The organism is Corynebacterium sp., from assembly GCF_030532965.1.
Taxonomy (GTDB): domain Bacteria; phylum Actinomycetota; class Actinomycetes; order Mycobacteriales; family Mycobacteriaceae; genus Corynebacterium.
Genome location: NZ_JAUNKC010000023.1, coordinates 1 through 17,294 on the forward strand (window position 1 = coordinate 1; position 17,294 = coordinate 17,294).

12 protein-coding genes are annotated in these 17,294 nt (G+C 51.3%); 5 read left to right on the top strand and 7 right to left on the bottom strand.

Annotation, left to right across the window (positions count from 1 at the left end):
• The first annotated feature begins 195 nt into the window (after positions 1–195).
• Positions 196–1,446, top strand: a complete 1,251-nt coding sequence (locus Q4D85_RS10265; RefSeq protein WP_303200194.1) for an RtcB family protein — start codon at positions 196–198, stop codon at positions 1,444–1,446.
• 74 nt (positions 1,447–1,520) lie between these two features.
• Here Q4D85_RS10265 and Q4D85_RS10270 read toward each other — a convergent pair whose 3' ends face one another.
• From Q4D85_RS10270 to Q4D85_RS10285, 4 genes are all read right to left on the bottom strand, one after another.
• Entirely contained in the window at positions 1,521–1,784 is a 264-nt protein-coding gene (locus Q4D85_RS10270; protein WP_303200195.1) for an HPr family phosphocarrier protein, read from the bottom strand.
• Between the two features lie 370 nt (positions 1,785–2,154).
• Entirely contained in the window at positions 2,155–4,224 is a 2,070-nt protein-coding gene (locus tag Q4D85_RS10275; protein ID WP_303200197.1) for a fructose-specific PTS transporter subunit EIIC, read from the bottom strand.
• Positions 4,225–4,292: 68 nt separating this feature from the next.
• Positions 4,293–5,285 (bottom strand): 1-phosphofructokinase family hexose kinase, encoded by a 993-nt coding sequence (locus Q4D85_RS10280; RefSeq protein ID WP_303200199.1) that lies wholly within the window; start codon positions 5,283–5,285, stop codon positions 4,293–4,295.
• A complete protein-coding gene (locus tag Q4D85_RS10285) occupies positions 5,282–6,085 on the bottom strand; it encodes a DeoR/GlpR family DNA-binding transcription regulator (RefSeq protein ID WP_303200200.1) in 804 nt (267 codons plus the stop codon). Before Q4D85_RS10285 ends, Q4D85_RS10280 begins: the two co-directional genes overlap by 4 nt.
• Before the next feature lie 366 nt (positions 6,086–6,451).
• On the opposite strand from Q4D85_RS10285, the gene ptsP reads away from it, so the two are divergent.
• Positions 6,452–8,152, top strand: coding sequence for a phosphoenolpyruvate--protein phosphotransferase (ptsP, locus tag Q4D85_RS10290; RefSeq protein WP_303200202.1), 1,701 nt, complete (start codon positions 6,452–6,454; stop codon positions 8,150–8,152).
• A gap of 78 nt (positions 8,153–8,230) precedes the next feature.
• On the opposite strand, the gene Q4D85_RS10295 is transcribed toward ptsP, so the two are convergent.
• Entirely contained in the window at positions 8,231–9,010 is a 780-nt protein-coding gene (locus tag Q4D85_RS10295; RefSeq protein ID WP_303200204.1) for a DeoR/GlpR family DNA-binding transcription regulator, read from the bottom strand.
• 363 nt (positions 9,011–9,373) lie between these two features.
• Entirely contained in the window at positions 9,374–10,090 is a 717-nt protein-coding gene (gene lexA / locus Q4D85_RS10300) for a transcriptional repressor LexA (protein WP_303200206.1), read from the bottom strand.
• Between the two features lie 326 nt (positions 10,091–10,416).
• On the opposite strand from lexA, the gene Q4D85_RS10305 reads away from it, so the two are divergent.
• Together Q4D85_RS10305 and nrdR are read left to right on the top strand one after the other, a co-directional pair.
• On the top strand, positions 10,417–10,875 hold the full coding sequence (locus Q4D85_RS10305; protein WP_303200207.1) for a hypothetical protein: 459 nt from the start codon (positions 10,417–10,419) through the stop codon (positions 10,873–10,875).
• Between the two features lie 109 nt (positions 10,876–10,984).
• The gene (gene nrdR, locus Q4D85_RS10310; RefSeq protein ID WP_303200265.1) at positions 10,985–11,443 is read left to right on the top strand and encodes a transcriptional regulator NrdR; all 459 of its coding nucleotides are present in this window, start codon (positions 10,985–10,987) and stop codon (positions 11,441–11,443) included.
• Between the two features lie 9 nt (positions 11,444–11,452).
• Here the strand turns inward: nrdR and hrpA are convergent, their stop codons facing one another.
• Positions 11,453–15,481: an ATP-dependent RNA helicase HrpA gene (gene hrpA, locus Q4D85_RS10315; protein ID WP_303200209.1), complete on the bottom strand. Its 4,029-nt coding sequence runs from the start codon at positions 15,479–15,481 to the stop codon at positions 11,453–11,455.
• Positions 15,482–15,642: 161 nt separating this feature from the next.
• Here hrpA and Q4D85_RS10320 point away from each other — a divergent pair, with 161 nt between their 5' ends.
• Positions 15,643–17,259 carry a hypothetical protein gene (locus Q4D85_RS10320; RefSeq protein WP_303200210.1) on the top strand — a complete coding sequence of 539 codons (1,617 nt, stop codon included), beginning with the start codon at positions 15,643–15,645 and terminating at the stop codon, positions 17,257–17,259.
• Positions 17,260–17,294: the final 35 nt, after the last annotated feature.

Below are 17,294 nucleotides of genomic sequence, written 5' to 3' on the forward strand. Positions count from 1 at the left end.
GCACTTGTTGTCCTACGCCTCAACCACAAGAAGCTCTGGTGAGAAAACCTCAGTTGTATTCGGTAGTTAGGTCATCGGTGCGATTAGGTAGCACCGATTATGAAGCTTGCCCTTCAGTAGTAACCGACAGCGGCGGCATAGGCTAGCTACCCGTTAACCAATTGTCAGTATTTTTCTCAAACTTTGGAGTTTCTCATGGACACAAAGTCCGTTCAGTATAGCCATCCCGTCAATGACTACGGTCTACCCCAATCCTTACCAGGCACCGAAGCGCCGGTGAAATTATGGTCGCCGTTATTAGAGATCGATTTTTCTGCCCAGAGTCAAATCCGCACGGTTGCCGCGTTGCCGAACGTGCACGGTATTGCGATCATGCCGGATGTACATTCTGGTAATTCCGTAACCGTCGGTAGCGTTATCGCAATGCGCCAGGCAGTTTCTCCGGCTGCGGTTGGAGTCGATATCGGTTGCGGCATGATTGCGGTGAAACTCAGCATAACTATCGCTGACCTGCCAGCCGATCTTTCGAGCATCAGGAACGCGTGGGAATCTGTTGTCCCGGTTGGGTTTGCGAAGCATAAAACCAAGGCTGAAATCTTCAAAACCGATGGATTTTTTCGCCGAGATCTGAAAAAACTGTACTCCAGGTTCAACCAATTGCGGGTTGACGTGTCTAACTTGGAAAAAACTAGCGTGCGCCAGTGCGGTACTTTAGGCGGTGGTAATCACTTTATAGAACTGTGCGCCGATAGCGCTGGCACGCTCTGGTTGATGCTGCATTCAGGTTCCCGCGGAATTGGAAAAGCGCTCGCTGAGCAGCACATAGCTCGGGCACGCAACTTGGAGTGGAATAGCGACTTACCCGACCGGAATCTTGCAGTTTTCCTGCACCGCGATGAATCGGGACACGAGTTTCCCGAATGGAAAGACTACTTGCATGATCTCTACTGGGCGCAGGAATACGCTGCGTTTAGCCGTCGTGTCATGATGGCATCGATCATCAAGGCATTTCGTGCGTTTATTCCGGGATTTAGCTGTGGCGAACCCATTAATTGTCATCACAATTATGTCAGCGAAGAGCGTTTTGACGACCTTGAACTGGTGATAACAAGGAAAGGCGCAATTAGCGCCCGGCGCGGCGAGCTGGGGATTATCCCAGGTTCGATGGGAACCGGAGCATATATCGTTCGTGGGCTCGGGAACGAATCTTCGTTTTGTTCCGCTTCCCACGGCGCGGGTCGCGTAATGAGCAGGTCTGAAGCGCGACAAACGTTCAGTTTGGCGGATTTATTGGAACAAACCGCTGGCGTTGAGTGCCGCAAAGATCGAGGAGTGTTGGATGAAGCTCCTCGGGCCTATAAGGATCTTGACCGTGTGATGGATTTTCAACGTGATTTAGTTGAGATAGTTGCGAAACTGGATACCCTTTTGTGCATTAAAGGCTAAGTAACAAATGTGCCGGTGGAAGACTTGAATACCAAGTCTTCCACCGGCACACCTGTATTAAAAAGGGGGAGAAGTTAAGCGTCGAGATCCTGTTCGATCAAGTCTGCGATCTTTTCAACCGCTTCTGCGTTTTCTGAGGTGACAGTCACCTTTGCGCCTTTTTCTGCGCCCATTGCCATGATCATCATTAAAGAAGCTGCGTCTACCTCTTCGTCTTCCTCACCTTCGAGAAAGAGGAAGATGTCGTCGTCATATTCTGCTGCAGCTTCAGAAATGATGGAAGCAGGACGAGCGTGCAAGCCGACTGCGGAACCTACGACAACTGTCTTGGAAGCCATGTGATGGTCCTTTCTAAAAACCTAACTAGGGAGTTTATTAACTAGATAGGGAAGAGGGATGTGATGAAAGTCGGAGAAGAAATGTCTACTCGGTTTAGAGTTCTAACCTTCAAGTGGTTCTAACTCTAGTGATGTGGATAATTCGTTCTACGCCTATGCCCGATTCTATGTGGAATTCTGTGGTTTCGCCACCAATCGGGCATGGGATTTTTGGTTTTCTTTGCTGGCGCGGGGTGACCCGTGAAGATTATCGATATAACCAGCGGTTATCGAGAGCACCCCGATCCAGCAAGTATCACCAATCCGTTATGGTCTTCGGTTCGTTCGATACCTTCTTTTGGAGGGCATCATACGTGAACCTGGACGATCATTAGACGGTTGCTGTGGTTTTAGCGGTTGCTTGGGCAGCACTTGCAACTAATGGGTTCGGCCAGAATTGCTTGAGGGCGAGGACTAATACGGTAGACACGATGACGCCAGCTGCAATTGCCACCAACCATGCCCAAATCGGATCAATAGCGAAGAGGACGAAGATACCACCATGCGGAGCGCGAGAAGCCACGCCCAAGCTCATCGATAGGGCGCCGGTTACCGCACCGCCAACCATCATGGATGGAATTACGCGCAACGGATCCGCGGCTGCGAATGGAATCGCGCCTTCGGAAATGAATGAGATTCCAAGCAGCCAGGCGGATTTGCCGTTTTCTTGTTCGGCCGGTGTGAAAAGGTTTTTACGAATCAAGGTAGCAAGTGATAGCGCAATCGGGGGAACCATGCCGGCGCCCATGACTGCGGCCATGATGGTAAGCGAAGCGGTATCGCCTGTTGAAAGGCCTGCTGTTGCGAACAGATACGCGGCCTTATTGACCGGTCCACCTAGGTCGAAGCACATCATCAGCCCCAAGATGATTCCCAGCACGAGGGCAGAGGAACCGGACATTCCCGCTAACCAGTCTTGTAGCGCAGTGAGCACGGCAGCGAGGGGGCGTCCTAAGAACAGGAACATCAGGAGGCCAACGCCTAAGGATGCAACTAGTGGGATGATAACGACGGGCATCAAGGAACCCAGGATTCGTGGAACACGCAACTGACCCAACCACATGGCTAGAAGCCCGGCGATGATACCGGTGATGAGGCCACCAATGAAGCCCGCGCCGAGAGTGACTGAGATTGCGCCGCCGACGAATCCTGGCGCGATGCCGGGCCGACCAGCAAGTGCGTAGGCGATATATCCGGACAATGCGGCCACGACAAAGCCCATGGCAGCTTGTCCGATCGCGAAGAAAACAGCACCTAGGTACAGACTCAATCCAGCACGGTCGAAGGTCACCTCAGCGCCGTCGATAAACATGGAGTGGCCAGGAAGGTTGGTTATCGAATATTCGGTGGCGATATGCATCCATCCGTTAGCCATATCGTAGCCGCCGACCAAGAATCCCAAAGCTAGTAGCAAACCGCCAGCTGCCACGAATGGAACCATGTAGGAGACTCCGGTCATGACGGCTTGTTGTAGCCGCTTTCCGATGCTTAAGCTACTTGCTCCGGCGGCGGATGCATCTTCGGATGCTGAGCTTGTGCTGCCAGAAACCCGTGGTGCCTGTGGGTTTGATACTGCTGCAATTGCCTCATCTATCATCACATTCGGCTCGTTAATTGCTCGTTTGACGCCGGATTCAATGACCGGTTTTCCAGCGAAACGTTCTTTGTTTTTCACTCCGATATCGGTGGCGAAAATAACGGCATCAGCGTTGCGAACAATGTCTTCGGCAAGAGAGGTGATTGACGAGGAACCTTGGGTCTCCACATGAAGCACCACGTCGTCGCGCTCTGCTGCCGCCTGCGCGAGAGAATCAGCTGCCATATAGGTGTGTGCGATTCCGGTTGGGCAAGCCGTGATAGCTGCGATTGTGAAAGTGGCATTGCTGGTTGTTGGTTCCTGGCTTACTGTGGTTTCCGGTTGTGGAGAACTCGGTGCCGTTTTATCCGGAACTGTAACAACTTCGGTGACCAGCGCTACTAATTCTTCTTTGGACGATGCGGCGCGCAGGGCGGCCACAAATTCTTTCCGTACCAATGCACGGGCCAGCTTGGAGAGGATTTTTAAATGCGCTTTTCCTGCGCCAGCTGGGGCGGCAATCAAGAAAACAAGGTCTGCTGGCCCATCGGGACCGGAGAAATCCACTGGGTTACTTAACCGAGCAAAAGCCAAGGTTGGTTCGACAACTGCTTCCGAACGGCAGTGTGGAATAGCGATTCCACCGGGGACACCGGTGGGGGATTTTTGTTCCCGAGCATTGGCGTCGTCGAAAAGCAATTCTGCATTGGTGGCGCGTCCGGCGGATGTCACAGCGGAGGCCAGATTTTTGATCACTTCAGGTGGCGTTTCGCCGAGGTTAGCATCTAGCTCAACTAACTGCTGCGTGATGATGTTCTCAGACATGGATAGTCCTTAAGTAGTGGGAAACATGTGGGTTTTTAGTTATGAAATTCCGTTACACCGAGGATCGGCTACAGCGCTGCTTGTTCAGCTGAAGTCTGAGATGGGCGGACGGTCACGGCGCTTGTGTCTATTAGCTCCGGGGTCGGAATTGTCGTACCAGGTAGCATGACAGCCGCTCTGCCGTAAGCTACTCCCAATGCTAGAGAATCGGCTGGGTTAAGTCCGGCAGCTTGCCCCATCACGAAACCGGCCAAGGCGCAATCGCCAGCACCAACTGTCGATACCACTTGGGTTTTCGGGGTATTGGCAACCCAAGCCCCGTCTGTGGTGGCTAAAACTGCTCCCGCCGCGCCTAGAGTGATCAGCGCCATCTCAACTCCCTTTTCCACGAGTTGATTCGCTGCTGAAACCACCGGAAGATAGTCGCCGTTCATCGCTGCTTTTTCTAGTTCGTCTCCGGCGGCTCCAATTATTTGGCCAAGTTCAATGCTGTTGGGTGTCAGCAATGTGGGGGCGTTGTCTGGCAGCGCGTTTGCTATGGCTAACAACGGTTCATTGGACGTGTCGACGGCAATTTTTGGCGCAGGTGACACCCTCGTACGCAGCAATTCAATTACGTGCGTGTACCAGTCAGCAGAAACACCCGGAGGTAATGAGCCAGCAAGTACCACCCAGTCTGCGGACTGGGCCTGAGCTACAATCGCGGCTTCTAGTGCCTGTAAATCGGAGGTGCTCAATTGCGCACCGATGCCGTTGAGCTTTGTGGTTTCACCATCTGGGTCAGCCAATGTGGTATTGACTCGGACCGGGAAGTCAGTGGGGGTTGTCACGAACGGCAATCCCACTTCTTGAACAAGTCCGACGAAGGGGTCGTCCTGGGAGGCCGGAAAGATAGCTGTAGTAGCTTTGTTGGCGTTATGGACTGCGTGGGCGACGTTAATGCCTTTGCCTCCAGCTACGGACACCGCGGCGCTGAGTCGCATGACCGTGCCAGGGATGAGCTTCTCCGTCAGCTGAAACGTCGAATCGACGCTCGGGTTAGGGGTAGCCGTGATAATCATGGAATCACCATTCTTGTGTTAAACGGGCAAAGTTTTTGGGAAAAATCTTCAGGTGCTTGGCGATCCGAAATAACGACATCTATTTCAGAAAGTTGGGCGAAGGATACTGCGGATTCGCGGTTGATTTTCGTGGAATCGCATAACACAACCGAGAACTTCGATTGTTGAATCATTAGTGATTTAATTGTTGCCTCGCGGGGATCGGAGGTGCTTAATCCATGGTCGATACTCAGTCCGTTTGTGCCCATAAATGCGATATCCGCACGTAAACGTTGGAGATCTTGGACTGCCTGGGGGCCGACGATTGCCTGGGTACGTGGTTTTAGAATCCCACCAAGGATGATCACAGAGGGCACGCCAGCTGAAGCTAAAGTATGGGCAATATTTGGAGAGTTGGTGACGACATTCCACTGTTGGCCAACATAGGTGCGTGCAAGTGTTTGGGCAAAAGCTTCAGTAGTTGAACCTGCATCGATAAACATGGCGGCATGGGGGCCAGGAATGTAAGTGACACCGAGCTGAGCGATAGAATTCTTTCGTCTTTGGGACTGCTGAATTGGCAAATCGTCGTGTTCATCGACAGCACGCAATTCACTGGGTTTAGTGGCTGAACCGGACACAGCGCCGCCGTGGACCCGTCGAAGCATGCCGTTGGTTTCTAAAAGTTTGAGATCTCGTCTGATTGTTTCTGCTGTCACATTGAACCGATGGGCGAGATCGGAAACTGTGCAACGCCCATACTGATTCGTGATGGCGGCGATGAGTGATTGACGATTGGAAACTTCGGTGACGGTGGCCATAATTGCTCCGAACTCACCTCCTCAAACTCTGAAACACATAACGATGGCAGTGGAGCTATGTAAGCGTTAGGTGCTGTCTATTGTTATTGGTTCTGTTTTGCGTCAATGGGGGTGTGTTGTGGGAAATAACATATTCAATGTTGCCTTTGTCGACTATACGAAAAATTCCAGGGAAAATACCCTTTTTGACGCGGCGTATTGTAGAAAATGTTGGATTCAAACCCAAGTTTATGCCCATTTGTTTTTGTTTGTCAATGGATTGCAGAAATAAATGTTTTGATTTTCTGTGTTTTTGGTTGCGGTGCTGTGGATTTTATGGTGTCCTAGTCTTAATACCCACTCCAATGTGAAGACAGGTGACTGAGAGTGAATAGTGTGAATAATGGCACTGTTTTTAAAGGCACTGCTGTAGTTCCTGGCGTTCGTTACGCCAAAGCAGTATGGATCAGCCCACGGCCGGAACTTCCTCAGGCGGGCGATGTTATAGATGAAGGACAGCGAGAATCTGAACAGGAACGCTTTGTACAAGCTGCCGACACGGTTGCGCAGCGGTTGACTACGCGTTCGGAACATGCCGAAGGCGCTGCCGCTGAGGTTCTCAAAGCTACCGCAAGCATGGTCAACGATCGCGGTTGGCGCAAGGCTGTGACCAAAGGGATTCAAGGCGGGCATCCAGCCCCCTACGCGGTAGTGGCCGCCACGACCAAATTCATCACGAAGTTCGAAGCAGTCGGTGGAGTTATGGCAGAACGCACCACCGACCTGCGCGATATTCGGGATCGTGTCGTTGCTGAATTACGCGGCGAGCCGGAGCCAGGATTGCCTGACGTCACTGAACGAGTCGTCTTATTTGCCGATGATTTATCGCCTGCTGATACTGCAGCATTGAATACTGATTACTTCGTGGGGCTGGTGACCGAACTCGGCGGGCCAACATCCCACACCGCAATCATCGCTCGCCAACTCAACGTTCCATGCATTGTTGCGGCGGGCGACAAAGTAAAAGACATCACACAAGGCGAGATGGTGCTGGTTGATGGTTCATTGGGTACGGTCACGGTTAACGCCGATCCAGAAACAGCAAAAGCTGCCGAACAAGAATCCAAATTATTGGCAGAACGAATCGCTCAATGGCGTGGACCAGCGCAAACAAAAGACGGGCACCGAGTTCAATTGCTCGCGAATGTCCAAGACGGCGACGCCGCCCGCATCGCGGCAACGCAATCACAAGCGGAAGGAATTGGGCTTTTCCGCACTGAATTGTGCTTCCTAAGCGCAACGACCGAGCCTTCTGTTGAGGAACAAGCCGAGGTTTACAAGAAAGTCCTCGAGCAATTCCCGCATTCGAAGGTAGTTGTGCGCTCGTTGGATGCAGGATCTGACAAGCCAGTTGCCTTTGCGACGATGGCGGACGAAGTCAACCCAGCTCTCGGCGTTCGCGGATTGCGCGTTGCTCGGGCAAATGAAGAACTGATGACCCGGCAATTAGACGCAATTGCGAAAGCTTCTGAAGAATTGGGCCGCACAGAGGAGACCGCCCCGACGTGGGTGATGGCACCAATGGTCGCCACTGCCCGTGAGGCGAAATGGTTTGCCGGATTGTGCGCTGAGCGTGGTTTGACTGCCGGGGCCATGATCGAAGTTCCAGCAGCTTCATTGATGGCGGATAAGATTATGCCGCATTTGGATTTCGTTTCTATCGGCACAAACGATCTCACCCAATACACAATGGCTGCCGACAGGCTTTCACCTCAGCTGGCGTACCTGACTGACCCCTGGCAGCCAGCAGTATTGCGGTTGATTGAGCACACCTGTAAAGAAGGGCAGCGCTTCAATACTGCGGTAGGCGTTTGTGGCGAAGCTGCGGCAGATCCACTTTTGGCCTGCGTCCTGACCGGTTTGGGAGTTAACTCTCTCTCCGCTGCAGCGACTGCGATTGCCGGTGTAGGTGCGCAATTGGCTGCGGTTGACTTCGAAACCTGTAAGCGGGCAGCCGAGGTGGCTCTTGACGCCGAAGGCGCCACAAATGCGCGTGCCTTGGTGCGGGAGATTCTATTAGGGGAGTAGTACCTCTCAATCCGGCAATCATTTAAGCCGCTCCACAAATACTCGTGGAGCGGCTTTATCGTCGTAAAGCATCCGAACTTAGTTCGCAATAATTACCTGCACATCGCGTTCGCGTAATGCTTTAACAAACGACTCAGGTGCATTGGCATCGGTGATAAGAACATCAATATCAGCAACGGTTCCAAAACTAACGAGGTAATCAGTTCCCATCTTTGTGGAGTCGCAAAGAACGACGACCTTATGGGCGTTTGTTATCATGGCGGATTTTATGGCAGCTTCTTGGGAATCTGCCGTTGAAAGACCATGATCAAGCGTTAACGCGTTAGTACCAATGAATGCTACTTCTGCTCGCATAAGGGCCAGCGTACGTAGCGCAGTATCACCTACAACTGCCTGGGTGATCCCCCTCACCGAACCGCCCAGCAATTGAATCTCGTCTAATCCAGAATTGGCTAGCGTCAGCGCAATCGACAGGCTATTGGTGACAATTGACCAGTGTTTCGCTGACGGTTGCATAGCAATCATTTCGGCTAACGCTGCGGTGGTAGTGCCTGCATCTAAAAACATGCCACCTTGAGATTCTGGTAGGAACTGCAGGGCTGCCTGGGCGATGGAGTTTTTTGCGCTTGAAGCGGAACGCGCGCGGGTGTCCAAGCTGTATTCGGTTGTCTGGAAGGTTTGATTCGCAACTGCCCCGCCGTGAACACGATGCACAACTCCCTCACGGTCAAGCACGGCTAAATCACGTCGAATGGTCTCCGCGGTGACGTCGAAGCGGGCAGCTAATTCAGTAACATTAACGCGACCTTCAACCGCGGTCAGTGACGCAATCTGACGGCGGCGTTCCTCCGAGTACATTCTTTCGACGCTCCTTTAATGTGGAATATCAAAAACAATCACAACACCAACTAGTACTTGGGTCTGTCCGATTGCTTATTGGTCTGACGTGCTTACTTTGTTTATTCTTGCACGCCTTAAGCCCACGCAACCGCAGAATTCAAAAGTGAATTCGTGCATTTTCGGACACAAAAGAAGGTGTCTATCAGATTCTTTAAAGCTAAGCGCAGGAAAAACCAACACTCGTGTGAGTTTGAAAGTGGTTTTGTGATCTCCAATACACCCCCTTAATGGGGGTGTATATTGTGGGGTTTTGGGTGAGATTTAAAGCTCTAAAGCGGGCAGCGGAATTACGTAACCGCTGCCCGCTTGTGGGGAGATGCGTCAGAGCTTACGCATAACCGAAACAACTTTTCCCAGTAGTTCTGTATCTGGAGTGACGGCAATAGGGCTAAATGCCTCGTTGTGCGGCAAGAGCCATGTGCCACTTTCGTCTTTGAAAAATTCTTTGACGGTGGCTTCGTCATCGATCATTGCGGCGACAAATTCGCCTTGCTCGGCAACCTTTTGCGAACGGATGACAACCCAGTCGCCGTTGAGGATTCCAGCATCACGCATAGACTCGCCGACAACTTGCAACATAAACAGTTCGCCACTGCCCACAATCTCTTCAGGTAGTGGGTAGTATGCGGATACATTTTCTTCCGCCAAAATCGGGTTTCCGGCAGCTATGCTTCCGACAACTGGAATGAACTGAGGGGATGATGCATCCTCCGATGGGGGTGTGGAAAAAACTTTTCCACCCTTCGTTTTGGGCCCAGCTTTTGGTAGATCGTCACCGGGAAGAGTGCGAACATCTACCGCACGCGGCTTATTTGGGTCACGCCGCAAAAAACCTTTGCGCTCAAGCTCTTTCAACTGGTATGCCACGGAAGAGGTGGATTGCAGGCCTGCCGCGTCGCCGATCTCTCGAATGCTTGGCGGGTATCCTCGCAGGATTACAGCATCTCGGATCACCTGCAGGATGCGGCGTTGACGTTCTGTTAGTGAGTCGAGATCGGTTTTTCCGGTAGGGGTTGTGGTTGCTTTCTTTCGGGGCATGAATTCTCCTTGTTATGGCGATTAACTTCTCAGTTTAGACACTATTCGAACAAACTGCACGTTTTATATGAAAAATATGGTTTAAATTCCATTTGGTGGTGTTCGAAAAAACGTAGCTTTTGCCTTATAGCTTAGTCGAACATTGCAGGTTTGGACACAAGTGTTTGAAAAATTTTCGAAAATTCTTGACAACCATTTGTTCGAAGCGCATAATTCGAATCAAGTTAAGTTTTTCGAACAAACAAGCGGTGAATCTTCGGTTCACGTCAGAGTAGAACGATATCTTGTTTTCAATTGTTCAACGGCACAAGAATGAGGAGAAGGACATGACCATTACTTCGGGAAATGTTTACCAAAAGAGTGCTTCGTTTCTTCACCGTGACAGTGGTTTCGTGCCACAACGGTCACGTGGAACTGTTCAAGTGGTGCCTCCGGCGGATACGTGGGACGGTAATCGGCTTCCTATAGGGGTTGGTGTTGGTCGCCAGGTTCGAACGTTAAATACTCGCGTTGAGCACGCATCTGTGAGTAGCATCGCACTCAATCAGGGAGGCGCTATTGGTTCTGATGCGGCCTCTTGTTCGAATTGGAAGTCGGTTTCCAACGCAACGAACCCCGACATATCGCACGTCGGTGGTTTCAAGAACTATTTATTTGGCCTATTGTTTGGTTCAATCATCGGCATCGGATTTTACTTCGGGGGTCAAGCCGCGATTGACGATTCGATGAACGAAAATTCCTACCCAGCGGTTGTTTATGCCGACAATGATGTAGTTTCGCATTAAACGTCGTTGCGGATTGGCTGGCGGTGCGTTTGTGAGCAATCATCGACGGGGAAGTACGATGTTATTGTTAAGAACTTGCGTGCACCGGAAGTCTGGTTAAGGAGCAATGATGCATTGTCCGTTTTGTCATCACGAACAATCGAAGGTTATCGATTCTCGGGTTATTGACAGTGGCACCGCGATTCGGCGCCGGCGTGAATGCTCATCCTGCTCCGGTCGTTTTACAACAATTGAAAAAGCCCAGTTGTTGGTAGTGAAGCGCAATGGACTGACGGAACCGTTTAGCCGGGAAAAAGTTATCGTGGGTGTGCGCCGCGCCTGCCAGGGGCGTGATGTCAGCGACGACGCGTTAAAACGCCTTGCTCAAGAAGTCGAAGAAACAGTCCGTAGCCACGGTAGTTCCCAAATCCACGCGAACGATATAGGTTTGGCAATTCTGGAACCACTACGTGAATTAGACGAAGTGGCGTACTTGCGATTTGCCTCGGTTTATAAATCGTTCGAGTCTGCCGAGGATTTCGAATCAGAAATTCGACTGATGAATCGACGAGACCGTAGCGTCAATTAGCCGCAAAAGCTATCGTAAGTTCGCGATCTTTTTTGCGATTTTCGACTCAGACACCTTTTCGGCGGTTCCTAACCGTTGGTCAAACAAACTTACGCGAAGTTCTTGCAATAGCCAATAGATGTTTTTTACCTCGGTTGTTTTAGCGCTGCCGGGTGGTAACCCGGCTAGCCGGGTGTGCAATTGTTCCTCCAGGCCGTTAATGATTTCTTGGCGGTCGGCATCGCGATCGGGGTTCACCGACATATCGTCAAGCCGGGTTGCTATTGCTTGTACATACCTGGCTAAGTGTTTTAACCGCGCCATTCCGTGGATAGCTAGGGCATTGGCTGGTAAGAGGAATGCAAGCTGCCGGGAAATGTCATCGATCGCTGGGCCTTCCCATTTATCCAGTTCATGTTGAATGGAAAGATATTGAACCAAAGCTGGTGCCAATGTAACTATAGTTTGCCGCACTACCGTTGGAATTTGTGGCGCTATTTGTTCCGCTAGCGCCTCAAACGCTGCTGGTGTTCGTACTGGACCACCCAATTTCAGTAACTCGTCTCGGATTGCGGCGACCCGCGCGTCGTTGACTAAACCGGCTGCGCCACCATGTGGGTAATTTTCAATTGCGACTCGTTGCTGTAGGGACAAACCATTCAGCATTTTCCGGGTGTTGAGAGTGATCCTTCGCAGCAGGAGAGTCAGCGTTGCTGTGAGCATTGACGCATCAGCTTCGGATTTTGTCCCCAGTACTTTCACGGCAACGCCGTCACTGGTAGCAACCAAAGACGGATATGCGGTCACTTTTTGTCCATCGACTGAGGTGACGATTTCTTCAGCGATTGTGCCGAGCGTTTGCTCTGTCCACTCTGCTGTTGCCGCTTGTTCGATTCCTTTACTGACTTGAGAAACGGAGGACTTAATCTGTCTTGCCCGCCGGTTTTTCAGCTCTGCAAGATTCTTATCAGAATCGATTACTTTTCCACGCTTGTCCACAGCTGCGAAAGTTATCCGTAGGTGAGGTGGTAATGTATGGAATTTGAAATCTGACGCCGAAATTCCTGAGCCGCCGATTGAACGCAAGGCATCTGCAAGTTGTTGTGCCAAACCACCTGGTTTGTCAGGGGATAGTAATGGAAGCGCCAACCGGGCAAAGTCAGGTGCTGGGACAACCGAGCGGCGCAATGGCTTGGGCAAGGTCTTAATCAGTTCCGTTACAAGTTCCTCGCGCATTCCGGGAACTAACCACTCGAATCCCTCCGGCTTCGTTCCCGCTAACAGTGGAATTGGAATATGGACCGTAACTCCGTCTGCAGCGGACCCTGGCATGAATTGATAGCTCAGCTCGAATGTGAGCGATCCATACGCCCAGATGTCAGGGAACTCAACTTCCGTAACCTTTTCTGCTTCAGCGCTAACAAGTGCAGCCGGGTCGAAGTTAAGCAGTTCTGGTTGCGTTCGGTACGTTGCCTTCCACCACTTATCAAAGCTGGGGCCGGAGGTAACATCAGCAGGGATTTTCGTGTCATAAAACGCAAATAGTGTTTCTTCGTCGACAACGATGTCACGCCGACGAGCGCGATCTTCCAAGCCTCGTGCGGTTTGAAGCAAGTCATTGTTGTGATCGTAGAACCGGTGTCGAGTGTTCCATTCTCCCTCAACCAAGGCGTGTTTTAAAAACATCTCCCGTGCTGCGGGAGCGTCTATCCGATGGAGCGGGATTGTGCGCCCGGTAATGATGGGAACCCCATAAAGCGTCGACGATTGTTCCACCATTGCGGTTGCCCGTTTGCTAGACCAATAAGGTGCCGAATACTGATGCTTGAGCAATCCGGCTGCGAGATGCTCTACCCACCCTGGCTGAATTTGGGCGACCCCACGCGCCCACAACTGGGAGGTTTCTACAAGTTCTGCCGCCATGATGTACTCGGGCTTGGCCTTGGCCAATGCTGATCCGGGAAAAATTTTAAAACTGGTATTACGGCAGCCAGCATAGTCTCGTGTTTGTTCATTGCGGATACCGATATGGGAGAGCAACCCTGCCAATAAGGATTGGTGCACAGCATCGGATACTCCGGCAATATCAGCAAGGGGAGAGGAGATAACGTTATCGGCGGCAGCCGCCCCTAAGCGTTCCCAACCGAGTTGGTCAATCACATTGTGCAGCTGACGAACCAAATCAAACCATTCGCGTATTCGCATGTAATGCAGGAATTCCGCCTGCATCTGACGTCGAAAAGCATTACCGCTATTGGTTGCTCGTAGTTGGGTGATGTATTGCCACAGTAAAAGCAGCGACACAAAGTCCGAATTTTTATCTTTAAACCGTGCGTGCATTTGGTCAGCCTGTGCCTGATGCTCTAAGGGGCGCTCCCGCACGTCCTGAATAGTCAACGCAGCCACGATGATAATTACCTCAGGCAGGCAATCTTTCTTATGTGCTTCTACCAACATTCGTGCCATCCGGGGATCGACGGGAATGCGAGCAATGCTTTTACCAATAGCGGTGAGTTTCGGCACTTGTGACTTGGATTTCTGCGGATGAAGCGCGCCCAGTTCGTTTAAGAGTAAGAGCCCGTCGCGAATTGCCCGCGTATCTGGTGCCTGGACGAACGGAAAATCCTCAATATTGCCCAGTTTTAACGCAGCCATCTGCAAAATGACGCTCGCTAGGTTGGTTCGAAGAATCTCTGGGTCGGTGAATTCCGGCCGAGCGTCGAAATCTTCCTCAGAATACAGACGGATGGCGATACCATCTGCGACGCGTCCGCATCGGCCCGAACGCTGGTTGGCGCTTGCCTGGGAGATGGGTTCGATCGGCAGGCGCTGAACCTTCGTTCGTGTCGAATACCGAGAAATCCGGGCGGTACCGAGATCCACCACGAAGTGAATACCCGGAACCGTAAGCGACGTCTCTGCGATATTCGTGGCCAAAACGATGCGTCGACCCTGGTGCGGTTGGAAGACCTTATGTTGTTCCTGGTTAGACAATCGACCGTATAACGGAACTACTTCGACGTCTCGCCATTTTTTGCCTTCTAATGCTTCCCTGGCATCGCGAATGTCTGATTCGCCGGGGAAGAAGCACAAGATATCGCCTTCGCCGTACCCCATGAGCTCGTCGATTGCGGAAATAAGTCCATCGATCGGATCAATATCGATTAGTTTGTCGCCATGTTGTTGTAGTAACGGTCGATACAGAATTTCTACCGGATATGTGCGTCCTGAGACCTCAATGATGGGGGCGGGGTTGCCGGAAGCATCGGCGAAATGGCGAGCGAACCGCTCCGGATCGATGGTTGCGGAGGTGATAATCACTTTGAGATCAGGTCGCTTAGCCAATAATTGCTTAAGATATCCGAGCAGGAAGTCGATATTGAGGCTACGCTCATGTGCCTCGTCAATGATGATCGTGTCGTAGGCATTGAGATATCGATCGCGTTGCATTTCCGCTAGCAAAATGCCGTCCGTCATCAGCTTCACCGCAGTATGCGGTTTAACCTTGTCGTCAAACCGAATTGCGTACCCGACCGACTCGCCTATGTCCTGGCCCAGTTCGCTAGCAATCCGTTCTGCGACAGTGCGGGCTGCTAACCGCCGCGGTTGGGTATGTCCGATTAATCCGCGTCGCCCTCGACCAATCTCAAGACAAATCTTCGGAATTTGGGTGGTTTTACCGGATCCCGTTTCACCAGCAATGATAACAACCTGATGCGAAGCGATTGCCTCGGCAATATCGTCACGCCGAGCTGACACCGGCAGGGAATCCGGGTAAGAAATGTCAGGAATGAGGGCATTTCGCTTTTCGACGACATCTGCTGCGCGTTCCATATCCGCAGCAATAGCGTCGAACGCCTCTGGGGTACGGGCCTTGGCTAATCGACGACGAAACACATGTTCATCCGCGATCGCTACTTGGGCTAACTTTTCACCTAAAGTTCCGCGCAATTTAACAGCCTCAGCCGTATCCGGTTGCTGATGGGGGTGATTGCGTGTTGCAGAACGACGATGAGATGACGTCGTTTTTGATCGCTGGTTATTGTGTTTCGTGGTCATAGCTGTTGAGCGATTTTAGCAGTTAAGTACCCTTATTTAGGATTTAAGTGCTTGATGTGTGGCACCGACGCAACAACCAAGAATCAATTTCCTAAGAATCCCGATCATATAGATCGACAAATTTTTCGCGAAGTTTCTCTAGAATATTCAGATGTGCGGCATTGTCGTCGTGGCTATTGCTTACTTTAATCCCACGAATACAATGCGACAATTGGTTACACAGACTTATTGCCGACAAGGTTTCGTATCGAACGTTCGGTGTCGATTTCCGTTTCGGGGTTCGTCTTCATACAAAAAATCACGAAAGGATTTTTGTTTTGACTAACAACCAAAACAACAATGGTTGGCCTGATCCACAAGATCAACCGCAAAACAATAACCCAGCTGAGTCATCGCAGAATCAGCCAAACGGGGACCATGGCGGCAGCTACCCGGTGGGGAATAAACCAGAACAACCAGCTACCCCGGCTAATGGCACACCACATAACTCACCGAATCCGAATGGATCGGACGGTGCTGACTATCCGCAAGGCGGATATGAGCAGAACGCAGCACCAGGTGGCTATCCGCAAGGCGGATATGGTCAAGACAGCTATGGTCAGTCGGGTTATCCACAAGGAAACAATACCCAGGGCGGCTACCCACAAAGCGGTTATCCACAAGGCACTTATGGCCAAGGTGGATACGGTCAGGGTGATTACGGTCAAGGAAACTACCAGCAGCCGTATTCCACGCAACCCGGTTATGGCCAAAACCAGCCACAAGGCGGATATCCGCAAGGAGGCTACCCACAGGGTACGTCGTCGCAAGGCGCTTACGGGCAAGGCACTTATGGCCAAGGCACATACCAGCAACCGCAAACACAAGGTGGTTATGGCCAAGGCGCATACGCGCAGCCAGGACACCAAGCTGGTGGATACAACCAACAAAATGCATACGGTCAACCGCACATTGCGGGTACCGGTGTGGTCGGATTCAATCCACTGTACAACGTCAACATGGTTACCCGAGAAAAGGGCGTTGCCGTTATGTCGGCAATCAGCTACGGTTTCAAAGCGGTTTTCAAGAACCCAGTTTTATGGATCGTCGGTGCGTTACTGTTCTGTGTCGTAGCATTCTTTTTTGCCTTCGTATTTGGTTTAGGCCAACTTTTCTACGGACTGGATAGCGGAGGACTTGATCCAGAGAATCTGAACGCGTACTCGGAACCTTCGGTTGTGAAAATCTTGCTCAACCTTTTGAGCTATGTCCCTTTAATTCTCGTGTCACCTCTAATTCTCACCGCGGCATTGCTGCAAATTGACGGTAACCAAGTCACCTGGGACGCCATCAAAGCACGAATGAACTACCAACAAGCGATCTATGCTTCCCTTTTAACGCTCCTGATTAGTGGGATACCGCTTGTGATTCAACAGTACCTTTCAATGAGTGCAACCAGCATCGATGCATACGGCGAAGTGCAGTTACATACCGGTAAAATAATTGGTTCATTCCTTCTCGGGTTAATCGTATGGTTGCTCACCATTATTCTCATGTTCGCGATTTATCTCGCGGTTGAATCCCGAGCCACTGCAACCGAAGCTATAACCCAAAGCGCTAAAGCGGTATTCACAAGCTTTTGGCCGATCCTTGGCTACATGATCCTCATGATATTGATCTGTGCCGTTGGTACAATCTTCACCCTGTTTATCGGCATAATTATCCTGGGTCCAGCAAGCGTGAACGCTTCGGCTCATGTCTACCGTCAGGCAACGAACGCCCCTTATCCGGAAATTTAGAATAGCTTCCGCGATACGCCTGGAAACCACAATGC

What these genes read in the sequence shown, in the direction of transcription:
- Q4D85_RS10280 (WP_303200199.1), bottom strand. Translation starts at nt 5,285, where the DNA reads ATGATTATCACGGCTACCCCTAACCCGAGCGTCGATTCGACGTTTCAG.
- nrdR (WP_303200265.1), top strand. Translation starts at nt 10,985, where the DNA reads ATGCATTGTCCGTTTTGTCATCACGAACAATCGAAGGTTATCGATTCT.
- Q4D85_RS10285 (WP_303200200.1), bottom strand. Translation starts at nt 6,085, where the DNA reads ATGGCCACCGTCACCGAAGTTTCCAATCGTCAATCACTCATCGCCGCC.
- Q4D85_RS10295 (WP_303200204.1), bottom strand. Translation starts at nt 9,010, where the DNA reads ATGTACTCGGAGGAACGCCGCCGTCAGATTGCGTCACTGACCGCGGTT.
- Q4D85_RS10305 (WP_303200207.1), top strand. Translation starts at nt 10,417, where the DNA reads ATGACCATTACTTCGGGAAATGTTTACCAAAAGAGTGCTTCGTTTCTT.
- hrpA (WP_303200209.1), bottom strand. Translation starts at nt 15,481, where the DNA reads ATGACCACGAAACACAATAACCAGCGATCAAAAACGACGTCATCTCAT.
- Q4D85_RS10275 (WP_303200197.1), bottom strand. Translation starts at nt 4,224, where the DNA reads ATGTCTGAGAACATCATCACGCAGCAGTTAGTTGAGCTAGATGCTAAC.
- lexA (WP_303200206.1), bottom strand. Translation starts at nt 10,090, where the DNA reads ATGCCCCGAAAGAAAGCAACCACAACCCCTACCGGAAAAACCGATCTC.
- Q4D85_RS10265 (WP_303200194.1), top strand. Translation starts at nt 196, where the DNA reads ATGGACACAAAGTCCGTTCAGTATAGCCATCCCGTCAATGACTACGGT.
- Q4D85_RS10270 (WP_303200195.1), bottom strand. Translation starts at nt 1,784, where the DNA reads ATGGCTTCCAAGACAGTTGTCGTAGGTTCCGCAGTCGGCTTGCACGCT.